Source organism: Shewanella inventionis (genome assembly GCF_019931735.1).
Lineage (GTDB): Bacteria > Pseudomonadota > Gammaproteobacteria > Enterobacterales > Shewanellaceae > Shewanella > Shewanella inventionis.
In genome coordinates this window covers 2,247,752-2,266,139 of sequence record NZ_CP082926.1, presented here as the reverse complement: position 1 = coordinate 2,266,139, position 18,388 = coordinate 2,247,752, and the positions used below count along the sequence as shown (strand labels likewise).

The following is an 18,388-nucleotide window of genomic DNA, read 5'->3' as shown; positions in this document are numbered from 1 at the left end:
TTGTCCTAAAGGGTCATTTCAGCTTTAATAAAATACGCATTACGATCAAAGGCAAATTGGTTGTCGGTAGAATTAACCTGGTTAATGTTAACGCCACTCTTTAAAGTTAACCAACGGGTCACATTGTAATTAATACCTAACTGATACGCTTTAGTTTTATCTTCGCGATCAATACCTGTGTAGGTATCTGTAACTTGATTAAAGCCTAGGAAAGTAGCAAACAATTCACTCCATTCATGATTCCAAGTCACCCCATAACTGGTTGCTCGTATAAAGTCACCCGCGCCGTTAGGGTCTTTACTAGCTCGGCCTGTGGAAAAGTCAAAGCTAGAATAAGTTAATGGCTTCCAGGTAACTTTTGCGTCCCACGACAAACCACTAAAATCTTCACGATCTGTATTATCAAAATCTTTAGCCTGGTAACCCACTTTTACACTGCCCTCGGTAGCTGCAGTTGCTGTCCACTCGACACCTAATCTTGCCGTGTTAGTTGTGCTGTCACGATTACCCGTTGGGTCTACTTCATCATAAGCTGTATCTAGGCTAATTAACTCAATAAACAAACTGGTCGCAGCCTGGGTATCGTAATAAAACGTTGCGCCTAAAGTGGTATCATCATAACTACGGTATTGAGTTATCGTTTCAAAATTTGTGTAATCTTTTGAAGAATATTTTGCATTTAGCCTCACTCTTGCAGGCGTTGTCATGGCACCGTACTCATAAAAACCGCCGACACTTAATATATCAAAAGTGTTGGCTTCATCTTGCAGAGCACCACTGGTGCCTTCAAACACACCACTACCGCGATCTTCGTGGCCCAATACATAAAATGCCTCAAGCTGGGCACGATTAGATTGGTTAAACTCAAGTTCAGACTTCGCTTTTAGTAACGCATCAAGGTAATTATCATCACTGCTTGAAAAATAATCACCATACTCAAGCCCTGCCTCTACGGTGTAAACATTATTACCATCTTGCATTTGAGCTTGAAGTGCTGGTGTTACGGTTAATACCCAGCTATCAAGTTCGTCGGCTGAGGCACTTGCACTGGTAATGTTGTCGTCGTACTTTAACCCCGAATTTAAACCTGGGGTAAAATCGATACCTGATTCAGTACGGATTACGCCAGCTTTTTCATCCGCAGCTAATGCAACATTAGCCATAAATATTGAAGCTACAGCAATAGACATGCAACTCACTTTAAATGGTACATTCATGACTTATATCCTTATAAAATATATACATGGTAATTATTCACACTGGCGTAATTGCCAATGGGTAAACTTAAAATTGAATTTTAACAAGCACTACGAGTGACAAGGTCGCTGCGCTGCGAGTAACAAGGTCGGACTTCGTCCTGCATGCAAGTCACAAACGGCTAATTCAACACCTGGACCCGGCTCAACAGCATTCCAGGAATGACAGATTTAACACCTGGATCCCTGCTCAACAGCATTGCAGGAATGACGTAGGTGAAGCATGCCGTCATCTTTTAGGCTGTTATCTTTTATCTCTTAGCCCGTCATCCTCGAATGCTTGTATCGGGGATCCAGGTGTTTCTTTTGACCTTGCCTTAGGTGTTCCTTAGACTCTAGAAGGACGAAGTCCGCTCTCAGGCGAGCTTGCGAGATCCTAGTACCTAGAACCTAGAACCTAGAACCTAGGATCTAAACCCAACACCTGGATTCCTGCTCAACAGCATTGCAGGAATGACGAAGTTGAAGCATTACCGGGACGACGTACGAAAAACCGTAAGCGAAGCGTTCTGTATGCAACCTAGAATCGAGAGTCTAGAAGCTAGAGTCTAGAATCCTCGATAAAAGCACTCGAGGACAGAGCCTAAAACCTAGAATCTAGGACCTAGAATCTAGAAGGACGAAGTCCGCTCTCAGGCGAGCTTGCGAGTTCCTCGCCCCTAGTACCTATGACCTAAGATCAATACACATTCTTACCTACAAAGCCTTTAAAAAAGGTCAAAAATACGATTTTTACGTCCCACCAGAGTGACCAGTTGCGGATGTAGGCCAGGTCGTACTCTACGCGCATTTCCATTTTATCTAGGGTGTCGGTTTCGCCGCGCCAGCCGTTTACTTGTGCCCAACCGGTAATGCCGGGTAACACTTTGTGGCGCAGCATATAATAACTAACTAATTTACGGTATTCTTCGTTGTGTGCTACGGCATGTGGGCGTGGGCCTACAACTGACATATCGCCAAACAGCACATTAAAAAATTGTGGTAACTCATCCAACGAGGTACGGCGAATAAATGCACCTACTTTGGTAATTCGTGCATCGCCTTTACGAGCCTGGGTAACCTTGTCGGCATTTTCGGTCACTGTCATTGAGCGAAACTTCCACACTTTAATTTTGCGACCATCTAAACCATAACGGTCTTGCTTAAATAATATTGGGCCAGGGGACGACAAATACACTGCAATGGCAACCCCAAGAAAAATAGGCGATATGCCTAATATGGCGCATACACTAAATACAATATCAAAGCTGCGTTTATAAAAGCGTTTCATGCCGTTAACAGGCGACTCAAACACACTAATGGTGTCAACATCACCCACGCTGCCAATGCGACCATTCATTAAGTTTTTCATTAAAAAGTCTGGAGTAATTAACACATCTACTGTGCTGTCGCCCAATTGCTGAATAATATCTGCAATGCGTTTTTCCGCCAATAAGGGCAGGCAAATATACAACTTTTGCACGTCACCGCTACGGGCTAACTCAATGGCCTGATTTATATTGCCTTCTATTAACTTTGGCTCTAAATCCACTATGCGGCTGGGTTCTCTGTCGTCAAAAAAACCGATACAGTCAAAGCCTAATTCATCGTGCTTCCATATTTCGTTATACAGGTTCATTCCCGTTTGGGTTAAACCAATAATGGCGACTTTATCTATATTTAGGCCTTTACTGCGGCGCACACGCTTAATTTCGCGCACAACCAATCGCCAAGTGATTAAAAATATAATGGCGGTGAGAAACCAGCCAACCATAACCACGCGCGAATACAGCTCTGCATATTTAAAAAAGAACAACACAGTAACCATGACAAAAAAGCATAGCGCTACCACAGCAACCAACAAACGGCACATGTGCGCAAACTTACCTAAGCGCCACGAACGGTATAAACCAATAGACTCCCCCAGGTAACTAAACAATAACAACACGCCAGACAACACAATTAAATAGTCTTTACTAAATGGCACACTGTAGCCCTGCATAATTAATAACAATGCAGACACAATCAGCGACATATCAATAATACGAATAAAAAAACTTGAAGAAGAACCAATAAATTGAAACTTGGATGGCCTGTCCATTTAACTCACCTAAAATGACAAAATTAAAATATTAGAAATTAAAGTTAATAAGAAATTCGCTATCTTCACTCAAAAAATCACGAACTATAACCCTTAAAATTTTAAAACCACTTACAGTTCATGCTTAAAAAAAATACAAATGCATACCCTTTTTCACTAGAACTAGCGCAAAATTGATATCTAAACATTACTATCATTATAACCAGTAACAACGAGAAGAAGAATAAAAAAAACAAATGGTAAATTTGGAACGGTATTAAATACCATTGATTCAGAAACTCCCACAACTACAAAGTGGACAAGCAACATTAGACTAATATAATCACGTTTACTTACAAACAAAAAAAACATCCTAAAGACTAAAACGAGATATAAAAAAAAACAAACAAACCCACCAGAAATTAATAATTGAAAATATGTACTGTGTGCTTGTGCAACAGTAAAACCTATATTTTCAGAATTATCCACTAATAATGCAGCAGTATTAGCATAACCCCAACCAAGTACAGGCTGTTGAAAAACCAAGTCTAAAATAAATCTCCAAATATATGTCCTACCAGTAAAAGTCAAGATTTCTTCTATATTGCCGGTTCTAGATATACCCTTTAAAAAAATATCAACCCAACCAAAAACCAAAGAAGAAACTAAAACAACAAAAGCAAATATAAAAATCAACAACGATATTTCGTATGTTTTCCCCCTAATAAAAAAAATTAATGAGAAACAAAATAAAAGTGAAAAAATATTGGTTTTACTATTAGTAAGGAAAAGAATGCACAAAAAAAATACAAGATAAATAAAGGTAATACGCTTTGTTAACAATTCTTTAGAAAAAAAATAGTAGAGTAAAAAAATAGCTGTAACGCATAAAAATGCTAGAGTATTAGGATGCCCTACAACACCTTGCATACGTGAGCTAAAATAAAAGCCATCCAAAGTCCAATATGCATAGCGGGCAACACTTGGATTAGCGTAATAGAAAATGACTGATAAAAAAAATAGCACTGTGCACACATTAAAAAAAACAATCAACATACCATCCCGACCTAAGAATTTATAAGCAACAATGGTGAAATGAAATGTAAAAAAAACATAAAAAAATGAATAATAGGAATAAAAACCACTATAAGCACCAATAAGTGTAGAAAGCAAAAGAAAATAACATATCAATGAAAAATAATAAGTTCGTCCGTTATGAGTAAAAAAAATAGATTTTAAAATTCCTGGCAAAAAAATTATAAAAATGGACAAATGAAAAAACAACTTGGCAACTACCTGCACATCTATACTACGTTCACCATATGTAGGTGTTCGCAAAGTGAATTGTGTGAAAAATAAAAAAACAAAAAGACAAAACCCAACGAAATAAAGCATAGGTGTTCTTTCAAGACCTGCTTTTTTAAAGCCAATTAACATTTAACAAACCTCAACCAATTCAGTTGAAAAATAGCCAAAGAAAACCATGACAGCATGATAGCAAAAGATATAAATTTATAACAATCAAAAAAATATATAAAACCTAGTGACATTAACAATACAATTAAAGCAAGAAAATAAGAGAAATTCATCCCTCGATAACGACTTAAATATACTTGGAAAAATTCAACAGGCCTAATCAAAGACATAAAAACAAAAACAAAAAACCAACAAATTAAAGACGAGATTAGATAAAAGTCAATTTCATAGTCAAAAAAATTGTACAAAATTAAAAAACCTGAGAAGAAACAAAGCAGCCCTATTAACAATGATGATAAAATAAAAACACGTATATTATCACCAACAAATTTCTTCTTGTCTTTCGCACCAGAAATCATTTTAGACTTTAATGTATCCAACGTCTTAATAACTATTTGAACGGGTTGAAATAAAGATCTAAATATAAATACAGAAGACGCTAGATTTGATGCCAAGAAAAAAGAAATGAATACAAATGGCAAGTGAACTATAGATAACTGCAAAAGCGAACTTAGCAATCTTGATTTTAAATTGTAAAAATCAAAGTATCTATCAAGAAAAGTATCAAGACTCAAATTATAAACATTCATACCACCTGCTTTAAAAAAGGAAACAACCATAAAACAAAATAATTCAAAAGCAGAACAAACTGCCATTAAAAACAAAAAAGTATCAAAATCAAATAAACTGTTAACGACACTTAACAAAAGATAAAAACATATAATAAAAGGAGAAAACAAAATAAGATAAGGCAACCCTAAACCAATCAGTGCTAGCCTATAAAATTCATGGATAGCGATATATGAAAAAACTGTAAGCAGTAGGTAAAAAGAAAGGAAGCCTGGCGAAATAAAATAAAACAAAATTAATATAAACAAAGCTGCAAAAAAGTATGTTATGAATGCAAAGAAGAACTCATTAAGTGCGCCATCAACATTTATGTATAAAACATTGAATGGTTGAAATAATATCATCCTTAGAAATGAGGTTATCACAAGTGAATAAGTCATTGCCAGACCATAAGTGACAACAACTTCATCACCAACTAACTTCAATAAAATAAAGTTAATCAAAAAATTGAAAAATGAGCCAGCGAATGAATCAATGAAAAGAACATGTTTCAAACTCACCTTATCAATTCCTCTATCTTATTTACCAGCGAATCAATACTTCCAGCCCCTCTGTTTATAAAAGGGGTTACTGGTGAGTGACTCTGATTAAAATAATATTTCAATTTATTAGTGTCATAACAAACCTGAAGAAGAGTATTTTCGTCAGTTAGCTCTTTAAACTTATTTGCTGTGTCAAATTGGTGATTATTACGATGTTCTTTTAGCAATACATTACGAGGTACAATAACACATGGTTTTGATAATTCTAAACATGTAATAATCGTCCCCATTCCAGCATGTGCAATAATTAAATCTGCCCAATTTACTAATTGCTCATAACTTTTAGAATCAATAAATTTATGGGCTGTACAATTTGAGTATACATTATTATCGTTACCAATTTGTGCAATAACATTGCAATCTATTTCTTTTGCAATTTCATCAACTGCTTTTATCAAACGAGGAAAAGGTAGTTGAGCACCTACAGTCAAAAAAACATTCATCATAATATGCTACCATAATACTTTATTTTTTCCGTTTCTAAATCAGCCCACTGTGTGAATGTATGATGTGCAATATATTCTGCAATTCGTCCTGAAAGTGATACCTTTCTTGAGTTCGCTATACTGTCGACCCAGATGGTTTTTTTTGAAAAAATGCGACCACATATAATAGCGACTAAACCAGGTAATGCACCAGTTGACAATACAACATCGACTTTTGTTTCTACTAGTATTTTAATGATTTGCTGTATAACTATAGGCGCATATAGCAAATTAGACCTAGATATTTCATCAATCAAATAGTATTCATCATCTTTTTCATCAACAGTAACTTTAGTTCTAACCTTAATAACATCAAAACCTTTACTAGATAAAGCGTCTCTAATTAAAGCGAGTTGGACATTGTGTCCACCTGTAGATGCGATTGCTAATATTTTCTTCATTTTAACCTTTCTTTAAGATACCGAACTTTTCAGTTTCTATATTTTCTTTTATAATTTTTGCTGGATTTCCCGCGACAAGGCAATTATTTGGGATGTTTTTAGTGACCACTGCACCAGCAGCTACAACACAATGATCACCTACATTAACACCTGGTAATATTAATGAGTTTGCACCAATAAAACAGTTTTTACCTATATATACAGGTTTGTGTACTCTGCTACACATGTCGTGAGTTAAAATCACAGAACCAAAAGCAATGTATGTACCTTCAGAAATATTTACTCCCTTAGGATTACGTTTATCTAGCTTTGCTTTTAAAGAGATCCTTACAGATGGATGAATATTCATTTTATAGTAAAATACGTACCATCTATTAATCAACCCAAGTAAAAACTGTCGAAAATAAACATGGAACAACTGTTTGTGAAACGGTATTCTAATTTCTTGATGACTCATCACGCTCCCATCCTATTTTGTTTTTATTAACTATGAGTTGAATTTTAGCTCTGAACTTAGAAATAATTACAACAAAAATATAAACAAATAAGCTCAATACCACTCTTTCTTTATATGCAATTTTCAAGATATTTAATTTACTGTTATCTCCACCAGATGGAGATATATTAAATTCCTTCTTTAGTTGAAAATTGCCAAAATTACTTCGTGTTTTAATCTTTATTAAATCAAAAAATTTCTTAGGTACTCTTACTTTTGTACGTACCTTACTTAAAAGCACCAATTTTTCAGTACCGAATGAAGCTTTTATATAACCATCATCGGCAATAACCTGAGGCAAAGGGAATATACCTTTAAGACAATCACGCTTAACTAAATAAATACCAGCACTCACCATTCCTTTTTTAAACGCAGGAGTTTTTGATAAAAAACCATAATAAAGTTTAACCAGTAAACTAGTTTTAACATCAAAAACAAATAACGGTTTTACCGATGCATATGTAAGAACTGATTGTGAATCGATCTCTGAGACTAAATTTTTAATATCTTCGCATGTTAAAACAACATCAGCATCTTGAATTAATAAATAGTCACCATTTGAGACTTCGACACCTTTATTTATAGCTGCAGTTTTACTACCTACAGGTAAATCATATACTTTATTTTTAATCTTTAGTCTGCTACAGATATTTTTCGACAGCTCATATGTTTTATCAACACAACCATTACATATGACAAGCAATTCAATATCAACCCCCTTACCAAGTCCACAATAATTTAATAGCGTATCCGCTATTAATGCCTCTTCATTATATGCTGGAATTATTATAGAAATTAGCACAAATTAGTCACTCCCAAACAAATCTCGTGTATAAACCTTCCAAATCACATCACTTAGCTCTTCAGATGCTCTATTTGACACAATCACATCGGCATCATTTTTAAACTGCTCAAGATCGCGATAAACGGTTGAGTTAAAAAACTGATCCTGCTCCATTACCGGCTCGTAAATAATGACCTCAATGCCCTTGGCTTTAATGCGCTTCATTACCCCTTGAATACTTGATGCGCGAAAGTTGTCTGAGCCAGATTTCATGATTAAACGGTAAATACCGACTGTTTTAGGGTTACGTTTAAGAATTGATTCGGCAATAAAGTCTTTACGGGTGGTGTTGGCGTCGACAATGGCGCCGATTAGGTTATTAGGTACATCGGCGTAATTGGCGCGTAGTTGTTTGGTGTCTTTAGGTAAGCAGTAACCGCCATAACCAAAAGATGGGTTGTTGTAGTGGTTACCTATGCGTGGGTCTAAACACACACCGTCGATAATTTGTTTACTGTTAAGGCTATGAGCTTCGGCGTAGGTGTCTAGCTCGTTAAAATATGCAACGCGTAATGCCAGGTAGGTGTTTGAAAACAGCTTAACGGCTTCGGCCTCGGTAGAGTGAGTAAACAATACCTGGATGTCCTTTTTAATTGCCCCTTGCACTAATAAGTTGGCAAAGGTGTTAGCCCGCTTACTTTGCTCACCCACAATAATACGTGATGGGTAGAGGTTGTCGTGTAGGGCTTTGCCCTCACGTAAAAACTCAGGCGAAAAGATAATGTTGTCGCAGGCAAATTCTTGCTTAATGCGCTCGGTGTAACCAACAGGTACGGTTGACTTAATCACCATTACTGCATTGGGGTTAATGCTAATAACATCTTTAATCACCGACCCTACAGATGAGGTATTAAAGTAGTTTGTAACAGGGTCGTAGTCTGTTGGCGTGGCAATAATGACAAAATCGGCATCTTTATAAGCTTCGGCTTTGTTTATTGTGGCAGTAAAGTGCAATGCTTTGTTTGCAAGAAAGTCTTCGATTTCGGTGTCGGCAATAGGCGACACTTTATCGTTAAGCATGGCAATTTTTTGCTCGATAATGTCTACGGCAACCACTTCATTGTGTTGTGCCAGTAACATTGCGTTGGACAACCCAACATAGCCTGTGCCTGCAATGGCAATTTTCATTTTGTATACGTCCTGTGGAAAAATTGAACAAGTAAGAGGAGCTAGGAACTCGCAAGCTCGCCTGAGAGCGGACTTCGTCCTTCTAGGTTTTAGATAACAACGATAACGGCATACAGAACGCTTCGCTTACGGAATACAGGTTCTAGGAACTCGCAGGCTCGCCTGAGAGCGGACTTCGTCCTTCTAGATTCTAAGCAACACCTGGATCTCTGATAACAGATCTCAGGGATGACGGCATAAAAGATTACGGGCGAAGAAGATTCTAGATTCTAGGCTCTTGATTCTAGGTTCTCGCGTTGTTTTGCCTGTAAAAAGGCACGCTACCGCCACTAGATTGCAGCCTCTAGATTGCTGTAAAACCTGTTAACTTATTATTTTGCTAGTACTTTTTTGCTACTAACTTTTTGCTACTAATTTTTTACTACTAACTTTCTTTTTGTACTAACTTTTTACTGCTAAGGAGGTTGGCGTTTCAGAGTGAAACTGTAGATTGGGTCCTGCGAGTTTGCTCGCGGCCGGGGTGGTGAGTGATGTGTTAACTCGCCAGCCTTGGCAATACATGGTGTTTTTTGGGCGTGTTGATTACGCCTAAAAGTATGTATTTTGGACACAGTAGGGAACAACAACGATATGAGGTTGCATCGGTAACTAATGAGGTTAAATCGGGTGATTTTGTGCCTCAACAACAGTTCTCGCTGGCGTCATGCCTTGTATGAATGTTCCTTTTCTACTCTCTGCTTTTACGTTTGTCCTCTTAATGATTTGGCAATTATAATGTATACGGTAATTTAATGACAGTTTTTTGACGTTATTTTGTTAGTGGTTAATTTTTGATCGCTTTTGGCTTTTTTAAGTGTAATAAAAGCACCTTTTACTACTTTAGATTGAGCTAAAATCTTGCATTTTTTGTTGCTTGCCTTGCTCTTTTTTTGCGCTGTTTTTTCGCTTTACTGACTGTGCTTGCCGTTTGTTTTTAGTTTTATGTTTACGCTGCTGTGCCATATTTTAAAACAAGGTGCTTCATTTTGGTGCGCTGCCTGCTACCTCATTTTGGGTGTAACATTTTATTTTGCTCACACCGCTATGCCGTTTTAAATGCTCTTATTTGCTCTTATTTGCAGCAACTATTCTTTAACAATTTGTTTTAGTTAGTTTTAATTTTTATCTGTACCTTGTTGTGCATTTTGCCACCGAGTGAGTCGCCGCGAGGCTTTGTGCTTTTTTGCTGTATGCGTGTACGCTTTACTTATACAGGCTAATTATTACAAACAATTAACATGCCAATAAATTGACACGCGGTAATTTAATGACACACGCCGACCTTTTTGCTCATTTTTACGCCATGGTTTGTGTAAGGTTTTGCGCGGCATTAGGTTAGTAATACTTTTGTTTTATCTACACAGTTTTAAACACTTACTGATGTTTATGTTGCCATTTTATTGTCGTTTTTTGCGTAACTAGATTATGATATGCGCTGCTATAGTATTAATTTATGTAGATTTATTTCAGTTTTATTATTTTAAGGCATTTACAGTAGGCATTTTGGGCATACGCTTGGCTAGTTTGGGCAAACTTACCTGTCGCCATTGGCTTATTTTGCCAGTGGTGTTTTCGGCTATTTGTATTGCTAACATAACCGATGAGCTATTTACGACTGATTTTTTTAAGGTTGTAGAGCAGCGTTATGGTGCTAAACGTATTGATGATTTTACAGACTGGCGAGATACCATTAATGAAGGTATGGGGTTAAGTGATACTGAAAAATTACATTTAGCCAATCAATTTGCCAATCGGCGTATTCGTTTTACCAGCGACAGCGACCATTGGAATAAAAGCGATTATTGGGCTACGCCTATAGAGTCTTTGGGCACTAAAGGTGGTGATTGTGAAGACTTTGCCATTTTTAAGTATTTTACGCTTAAAGCTATGGGCGTTGATGAAAGCAAAATGCGTTTAATGTATGTGCGTGCACTACTGATAAACGAGCCACACATGGTACTGATTTATTTAGATACTCCCGGTGCTATGCCTTTAGTGCTAGATAATTTAAAGACAAAGATTTTACCTGCTAATCAACGCCGAGATTTAAAGCCTGTTTACTCATTTAATGGGCAAGGCTTATGGTTGGCAAAAGCACAAGGCTTAGGAAGTAACAAACCGACAAGCTCAGGCACTAAAACCTGGACTGATTTAGTAAATAGAATAGAAAACGGCGAATAACAAAAAGCAGGGTTAACAATTATGTTTAGAAAGGGAATGTCTTTACGGTTGCAATTGTATTTATTGATTGCGTGTTTGTCTTTGTTTAGCTTTGGCGCGGCACTGTATAACAATGTGTCTAACATGCGTGATTACTTAAACGAGCAATTGGCCTCGCATGCTCAAGGGGCGGCGCACAGTTTAGGTTTGTCTATATCGCCTTATATGGATGAAGAAGGCTTAGTCATAGCCGAAACTATGACCAATGCGATTTTTGATTCGGGTTATTATCAGCACATTACCTTTACCGACTTAGACGGTGAGGTATTGTTTAAACGCGATAACCCAGACGGTAACTTTGCTGTACCGCAGTGGTTTATTGACTGGTTTACCTTGATCCCGCCGGTGATGACCAGTGAAGTGAGCGACGGCTGGCGTATTGCAGGTAAGTTAGATGTGCAGTCGCATGCGGGTACCTCGTACAAAAGTTTGTGGGACCATGCTGTAGATACCTTTAGCACCACGTTGTTACAGCTGTTTGTGGCTTTATTGTGTGTGTATTTTATTTTAAAGGCTGTGCTTAACCCGTTACGCCATATTGAAAAACAAGCTGAGTCGGTTATACAAAAACGTTTTACTCTTAATGCGGTTAATCCTTTTACCTCTGAGCTGCGCACTGTGGTTAATGCCATTAACCGTATGGTTGAAAATGTGCAGCGCTCGTTTAACGAGCAAACCAAGCTGGCTGAGGCGTTGTCGCATGAGGTATACATTGACCCACACACTGGCTTGCCAAATCGCCGTGCATTATTAAAACGCTTTGAGTCATTACAAGCCGAATATGACCGCCACGGAAATCGGTTTTATTTAGGCTTGTTGTCGATGACGTCGTTAAAACACATTAACGATATTGAGGGTTATGGCAGTGGCGATGAGTATATTTTGTCGGGCGCACAAATTTTTAGCCAACAAATGAGTTTGCTGCAAGAGGCCACCTTGTATCGTATTTCTGGCTCTGAGTTTGCGTTTTTAAGTTTATTAACTGAAGACGCTGCAAAGTCGATAGACCAGCAAATGGCTGCGATTATTAATATTGAGGGTTCTAACAGGTTTGCTAATGGTTTTGCAAAACATGCCCTCACCCGTGTTAATCATCAAGAAGAGTTTGCCGCGGTTGTTAAGCGTTTAGATCATCAGTTAGTGCATAATCAATATGCCGACAACGATAAAGGGTTGGTAGCAGCGCAAGGTATGCAAAAAAACCATTCTAGAGAAGAATGGGTGGGCATATTAACTCACTTTACTGAGTATTTTAAAAGCGAGATTAGCCAAAGCAGCCCTAAAGACTTTGCCATTAAGTGTATTCCGCTTGATAAGATTTTTGACCTTATGCTGCAACCTGTGGTGGATGATACTCAGTCGATTTTATATGTTGAGTCGTTTGTGCGCTTTAAAGTAGACGGTGAGGAGTTGTCTACCATAGACGTTTTTGCGATGGCAGAGCGTTTAGGGGTATTGCAAGAGCTTGAGCAGGCGGTTGTGTGCTTTATATTTTATAAGCTGCATCATATTGAGCATACCCGTGTGGCGATTAATATTAGTAACCGCGCGTTGCATAATCCGGTGTTTACTGGCTGGTTGTTCGATTTATATCAAAAATTACATAAATCGCTTCCACCACTTTTGTATGAATTTAACGAGTCTGGCGCGATGCTTTCGCTTGAGTCGACCGAGAAATTTATTCGTCGCGCTAAGCAATTAGATATTGGTATTGCGATTGAACGTTTTGGCTCGAGTTTAAGCTCGTTTTGTTACATAAGAAACTTAAACATTGATTTTATTAAGATTGATGCCAGTTACGTGCGTGATATAGCCCAGGCCGACACGCGCTTTTTTGTGCAAACCGTAACCCAAATATGCCATGGTATTGGTATAAAAATCATTGCACCACAGGTTGAGTCGTCAGAGATAGGTGAACATTTTTCACTCATGAACATCGATGGTTTACAAGGCAATGGATTGTATGCTGTACGGAATTTCAGTACAATTATCCCTGCAAACGCTAACCACTCATGGACATGTGCATTGCAGCTGAACGACTTCAGTCAATCAACCAATCACGAGGCAAGATAATGCGTAAGAATAAATTAACTCTGTTATTAGTTTCGGCATTAATGACTGCCGGTATGTCAGTAGGTGCAATTGCTGCAGAAGAAACTCTTACTGCGAGCACGCAAAGTGTGCCGGTATCTGAAGCTGCAACCCAATTAGCCAATGCCTTTATTGCGGCCAATGGTGATGAAGCATTAATTATCGAAGCTATACAAGCCGCAGTTGAAGCAGGTATGACACCTGACGAAATTTTAGCTGTTGCTGTTGCTAACGGTATTGACCCAGCGATTGTTGCTGCAAACCTTGAAGAATTACAAACCGCAGCTGGCGGCGCATTTGGTGCAGCCCCTGCTCCTGGCGGTCCAGGTTTTGGCGGCGGCTCAGGCGGTGGTGCCGGCACAATCTCTAGCAACTAATACGTGAGCTTACGGCAGCATGGCGTGACATAAGTAATAAAGCAAAAAATCTGGTTTCTTAAATTTCAGGCACGGCAATACTTAGGCCACTGGCCCAAGCATTGCTTGATTATGAGCGGTTTATTATTGGTATTGGTCGAGATAATTCCAAGGTAGGTATTTTTCAGGATGCTTTTTTGCATCATCCGCATCTCGTTGCAGTCGCGTAAAGTAATCAAATACATTGATGCCTGCTTCATTGCCTGTTGCTATCATCGACGTGATAACATCGCCAATGTTCGCACCGAGTAAGCTTTTACGAAACATCGCATTTTTTCTATCTCGCACCACTATTTTTAACATCGATTCTATGCGGTTATTATCTATTTTTACCCCTTCGTGATGGCAAAATAAACTCAGCCCGTCATAGTGTTTTAAAAAATAACGGATAGCTTTGCCTAGACCGCTATTTTCTTCAATGCTTTCATTAGTAAAGTGCTTTTCACCCCAACTTTTAATCGCTTCAAGTATGGGTAATGAATGTTGCTGATGGTACTCAAGTCGCTCGCGTGCGGTGAGTTCACGTTCAATGGTTGTCTGTTCATTGCGCCAAACTTCACCATAGAGTGTGAGTATATTTTCAACCTCTTCGGGGAAATGATTAATGACATCGACAAACTGGCGCCTTGCATGGCTATTACAAAGTGATGTTTCAACCTCGCAAGTACTTGGCTGATTACTGGCGAGCGCATCACTCATTAATATCGGTGCGACAGTGACTTGTCGTTTGTAGAGTATGCGGTCGATAAACTCACCTGCGTGCCCAATATTGGTTTCAAATAACACAATATCATGGCCCGTTTTTAAGCTGGCAATCACTCCTGATGTATAAACACCTGAGCGCAAGCGTGTTTTCTCGCTATTACGTACTTTCTTTTCAACTGGCTTGGCGTCAAGAATACGGTGGGTGGTGTCATCTAAGTAATAGTGCTTTGCATCGCCAGCCAACTCAAACAAGTGCTGGTAAACAGGATAAATCGCATCACAGACAAGCTCTACTTGGTCAAACACCGTCGACGCAGTGATGTTGACGCCCAATAGCTTTTGGATGTTGCCTTGACGATAAAAAGGTAGCCCTGCAAAGTATTTATAAATCGCCATTAACGCACGCGCAGAGTAACCATATTTTTGATGACTATTACCGTCATGTAATACTTCATCGGGCAGGTTTGCCGTGAAATAGGCACCACACGCATTGCAACGCAAGCGCTCCATAATATGTTGCTCTGGGGTAAAAGGCGTTTGCCCTGTAATGCGCAACAAACTGCCAGGCTCGACTTTATAGACCTTACCTTTCAAACATTCTGGGCAGCTATCCCCTTTATTTACTTCGTTTAACGCATGTTTGATGATAACCGGTTTGACCTGTGTAAAGTCTTCATCCTGTGTTTTTAGTTTTTTACTTTTCTTGCTGGTTTTTTTCTGTGCTTTACACAGGTCGCTTTGTTTTTCTGATGATTTTTCAATCCCAAGTAACTTACGTAATTTATGCACGGTGATACCGTGGTCAGCTAGCTTGTTTTGTGTTGTTGTTAATGTCAGTAACGCATCAAGCAATAACTGATAATCATCAGCGCTAAGCGCAAGATTATTTTCTTTGGCTTCAATCACTCGCTTGATTAAATCATCGAGAGATTGTGCATCGATATCGTTAAAAGGTTTTGCCACAATAAGCCTTTTGCCTGCGGGAATAAAAAAGAGGATGGAGTATGATCCCATTTAAAATGAAATCAAGCGGTTATTTATAATGGGTGGTAATTCCCGCTGAGCAATTGCCGTAAATGTTTGGCGTCCACGGACGTCATGGCACTATTAATGGTTGGCCAGCCAGAGAACTTGCCCTTAGATAAACGCTTTGTCATCAACCAAAAACCGTTATTTTCATAAGCGAGTGCGCGCACCATGGTTTTGTTACGATTAATAAAAACAAACAAGGTACCAGAGCGAGGCTCACAATGAAGGCGTTGTTTACACAGCGTAGCTAACCCATCAATGCCTTGACGAAAATCAGCGGGCTGGGTAGCAATCAAAATGTCGCTATGACGGGTTAAATGGATCATGATTTTATGGCCTCAATTAACTGAGCAAACCGTGTTTCGCTGACTTCGCCAGATACGGCTAAAGAATTGCCATTGTTGAACTTCAGGGAGATAGAAAGCGACTCGGTTATCGGCGTTGCATTGGGTAGTGAAATAAAGTGATTGGATACATCACTTGATGAGTTGGCGGTAAGCCAAGTATTGAATTGCTCATGACTAATACGCAACTTTTTAACAATGGTTGTTTTTGAATAATGCGGTAAAAGGGCGATCGCTTGCTGGCGCAAATTTTCAGGGATTGCACTACCTCGAGAAGGTTTATTGCTTCGCCACTGTTCAAAGTTAGCGAGGGTGTTAAGGAGTTTATCTGGCATCATTGTGACCGGGTTGATTTAGTTACAATGATTAAATCAGGTTAATTGAAATAAGTTGAGCTACGCTGCCGTAAGCTCACACTAATACTCACTCGTTGCATCACATTAAAAGCCCATTAATTTGGGCTTTTTTGTGGGTGTTTGTAAAAGAAGGGGCGAGAATCGAGAGTCTAGAACCGAGAGTCTAGAATCCTCGATAAAAGCACTCGAGGACAGAGCCTAGTGCCTAAAAGCAGTGAGCGAAGCGTTATGTATTCCGTTATTATCTAGATTCTAGCAGGACGAAGTCCGCTCTCTGTCTAGCTTGCGAGTTCCTAGGACCTAATACCTAGTACCTAGGACCTCGGCCCCAACACCTGGGTCCCGGCTCAAAAGCGTTACCGGGACGACGTAGTAGTGGGCGGTGTTGGTTAGATTCTAGCAGGACGAAGTCCGTTCTCTGGCGAGCTTGCGAGTTCCTAGAACCTAGAACCTATTACCTAGTACCTCGGCCCCAACACCTGGGTCCCGGCTCAAAAGCATTACCGGGACGACGTAGTAGTGGGCGGTGTTGGTTACGAATAAGCAAATGACGAAGTAGACATTCATCTTTATGCCTTTATCTTTATGCTGTCATTTTTTGCCGTCATCCCTGAGATCTGTTATCAGGGATCCAGGTGTTTCTGGTGTCGGTGGACAATAAAGATTAGAGCTCGACACTAAAGTTTGAAACTGTGACATTAAAGTTCGAAACTTTTTGGGGTCTTATTTAGCTGCTTCTTTTGGGTTCTAGCTGATTTTTTGGACAGAAATAACTTAGAGTTAATGCCCTACGTCAACAGGTTTGGATTAGCTGGATTTTGGGTAACAGGCAAAAAAAAGCATCGCTATTGCGATGCTTAATATTTGAATTCTTCTATGCTTTTGCTGGCCCAGCAAGGCGTCCATAAGCAGAACTAGGAGCCTTTACCTTTAAAGCTTTAGCAAATGATGACTTACTTTTAGAAGCGTGAGCCTGCATACGCTCGATAGCTTTGTCTACGTTCACATCATTTGTTTTGTTTGTTGCTACGTTTAACATAATAGCCCCCTTAGTTACTGTAACTATAACCGATTATAATCCAGCTGGAAAGCGGTTTAGTCTTCATCTGTCACAACGCGCTTGAACAATGCATTGTTCCTTGGATCAAATGGATCACGCTCATCAAAGCCTAATGCACGATAGTAGTTTAGCAAATCTTCGTCATCTATTGGATCTTGAATCCCAATCCAATCGGCTTCAACAGCAACAGCAAACAATTCTGCACAATGTGAAGCTATGGGAACAATGAACCCTTTTAAGGGGTTTTCAGCTTGACCGCCTTGAATATAGTTGATTTTAACAACCAACTTCCCATCACTCGCTTTGCCGATCATAAGGCCACAAAGTTCTTCATCATACCATACAGCAAGCTCTACTCTAGCCATATGGTCTCTTCGATATTGATTTCGTACTTGTCGCCAATCCCATCCTATTTGGCGATTCACTGGTATTTCCCACTCATCTTGAGAACGGAGAGCATATTCATTGATTTCAGTTAAATCAATATGGTCAATAAAGTCTGGCTCGAATTGTTCAAAATCACTTTGAGTCTGCGCTAATGCAGCAAGTCTAATTTTTTGATACTTATTAGAAATAACTTGGTTGTTCATTCTTATATGTCTACTTACTTTGAATGATGGAAGATGTTGTCACGCTTTTGGTGTTCAGGCATATGACGATAGTAAGACGACCAATTACCTTTTAATCATCACACAATGCCACCTTTCATTTATCACTTCAATTTATAATCAGGTTAGTGGCAATATTGAGAGATTAGACTGAGCAGGGAATTATAATTTCTCAAACAGCTGCATGCAGATAACTTTTTGTA

At 38.9% G+C, this 18,388-nt stretch carries 17 protein-coding genes; 3 read left to right on the top strand and 14 right to left on the bottom strand.

Going from position 1 to position 18,388, the window contains the following annotated elements:
* Positions 1–5 precede the first annotated feature (5 nt).
* The 9 genes from K8B83_RS10170 to K8B83_RS10130 all read right to left on the bottom strand — a co-directional run bounded on the left by K8B83_RS10170 (position 6) and on the right by K8B83_RS10130 (position 9,317).
* On the bottom strand, positions 6–1,217 hold the full coding sequence (locus tag K8B83_RS10170) for an outer membrane beta-barrel protein (protein WP_223419917.1): 1,212 nt from the start codon (positions 1,215–1,217) through the stop codon (positions 6–8).
* A 718-nt stretch (positions 1,218–1,935) separates the two neighbouring features.
* Entirely contained in the window at positions 1,936–3,336 is a 1,401-nt protein-coding gene (locus K8B83_RS10165) for an undecaprenyl-phosphate glucose phosphotransferase (protein ID WP_223419915.1), read from the bottom strand.
* Between the two features lie 180 nt (positions 3,337–3,516).
* Positions 3,517–4,752, bottom strand: a complete 1,236-nt coding sequence (locus K8B83_RS10160) for an O-antigen ligase family protein (RefSeq protein WP_223419913.1) — start codon at positions 4,750–4,752, stop codon at positions 3,517–3,519.
* A complete protein-coding gene (locus K8B83_RS10155) occupies positions 4,746–5,921 on the bottom strand; it encodes a hypothetical protein (RefSeq protein ID WP_223419911.1) in 1,176 nt (391 codons plus the stop codon). The genes K8B83_RS10160 and K8B83_RS10155 overlap by 7 nt, the downstream gene beginning before the upstream one ends.
* Positions 5,918–6,409 (bottom strand): glycosyltransferase, encoded by a 492-nt coding sequence (locus K8B83_RS10150; RefSeq protein ID WP_223419909.1) that lies wholly within the window; start codon positions 6,407–6,409, stop codon positions 5,918–5,920. The genes K8B83_RS10155 and K8B83_RS10150 overlap by 4 nt, the downstream gene beginning before the upstream one ends.
* Entirely contained in the window at positions 6,406–6,849 is a 444-nt protein-coding gene (locus K8B83_RS10145; RefSeq protein WP_223419907.1) for a glycosyltransferase family 28 protein, read from the bottom strand. The genes K8B83_RS10150 and K8B83_RS10145 overlap by 4 nt, the downstream gene beginning before the upstream one ends.
* Before the next feature lies 1 nt (position 6,850).
* Positions 6,851–7,306 carry an acyltransferase gene (locus K8B83_RS21700; RefSeq protein WP_317846454.1) on the bottom strand — a complete coding sequence of 152 codons (456 nt, stop codon included), beginning with the start codon at positions 7,304–7,306 and terminating at the stop codon, positions 6,851–6,853.
* Positions 7,287–8,147, bottom strand: a complete 861-nt coding sequence (locus K8B83_RS10135; RefSeq protein ID WP_223419905.1) for a glycosyltransferase family 2 protein — start codon at positions 8,145–8,147, stop codon at positions 7,287–7,289. The genes K8B83_RS21700 and K8B83_RS10135 overlap by 20 nt, the downstream gene beginning before the upstream one ends.
* 3 nt (positions 8,148–8,150) lie before the next feature.
* Complete coding sequence (locus K8B83_RS10130; protein ID WP_223419903.1) at positions 8,151–9,317, bottom strand: nucleotide sugar dehydrogenase; 1,167 nt, start codon at positions 9,315–9,317, stop codon at positions 8,151–8,153.
* 1,554 nt (positions 9,318–10,871) lie between these two features.
* Between K8B83_RS10130 and K8B83_RS10125 the strand changes: the two genes are divergently transcribed.
* From K8B83_RS10125 to K8B83_RS10115, 3 genes are read left to right on the top strand one after another with little or no spacing between them, the layout of a single operon-like run.
* Positions 10,872–11,537, top strand: coding sequence for a transglutaminase-like cysteine peptidase (locus K8B83_RS10125; protein WP_223419902.1), 666 nt, complete (start codon positions 10,872–10,874; stop codon positions 11,535–11,537).
* 36 nt (positions 11,538–11,573) lie between these two features.
* Complete coding sequence (locus K8B83_RS10120; RefSeq protein ID WP_223419900.1) at positions 11,574–13,649, top strand: bifunctional diguanylate cyclase/phosphodiesterase; 2,076 nt, start codon at positions 11,574–11,576, stop codon at positions 13,647–13,649.
* A complete protein-coding gene (locus K8B83_RS10115) occupies positions 13,649–14,044 on the top strand; it encodes a hypothetical protein (RefSeq protein WP_223419898.1) in 396 nt (131 codons plus the stop codon). Before K8B83_RS10120 ends, K8B83_RS10115 begins: the two co-directional genes overlap by 1 nt.
* A 123-nt stretch (positions 14,045–14,167) precedes the next feature.
* Here K8B83_RS10115 and tnpC read toward each other — a convergent pair whose 3' ends face one another.
* The 5 genes from tnpC to K8B83_RS10090 all read right to left on the bottom strand — a co-directional run bounded on the left by tnpC (position 14,168) and on the right by K8B83_RS10090 (position 18,167).
* On the bottom strand, positions 14,168–15,802 hold the full coding sequence (tnpC, locus tag K8B83_RS10110; protein WP_223419095.1) for an IS66 family transposase: 1,635 nt from the start codon (positions 15,800–15,802) through the stop codon (positions 14,168–14,170).
* Positions 15,803–15,825: 23 nt separating this feature from the next.
* A complete protein-coding gene (gene tnpB, locus K8B83_RS10105; RefSeq protein ID WP_086904928.1) occupies positions 15,826–16,143 on the bottom strand; it encodes an IS66 family insertion sequence element accessory protein TnpB in 318 nt (105 codons plus the stop codon).
* Positions 16,140–16,499 carry a hypothetical protein gene (locus tag K8B83_RS10100; protein ID WP_086904927.1) on the bottom strand — a complete coding sequence of 120 codons (360 nt, stop codon included), beginning with the start codon at positions 16,497–16,499 and terminating at the stop codon, positions 16,140–16,142. The genes tnpB and K8B83_RS10100 overlap by 4 nt, the downstream gene beginning before the upstream one ends.
* An 892-nt stretch (positions 16,500–17,391) precedes the next feature.
* Positions 17,392–17,556, bottom strand: coding sequence for a hypothetical protein (locus tag K8B83_RS10095; RefSeq protein WP_188741069.1), 165 nt, complete (start codon positions 17,554–17,556; stop codon positions 17,392–17,394).
* Positions 17,557–17,612: 56 nt separating this feature from the next.
* Positions 17,613–18,167 (bottom strand): hypothetical protein, encoded by a 555-nt coding sequence (locus K8B83_RS10090; protein WP_188741070.1) that lies wholly within the window; start codon positions 18,165–18,167, stop codon positions 17,613–17,615.
* Between the last annotated feature and the right edge of the window lie 221 nt (positions 18,168–18,388).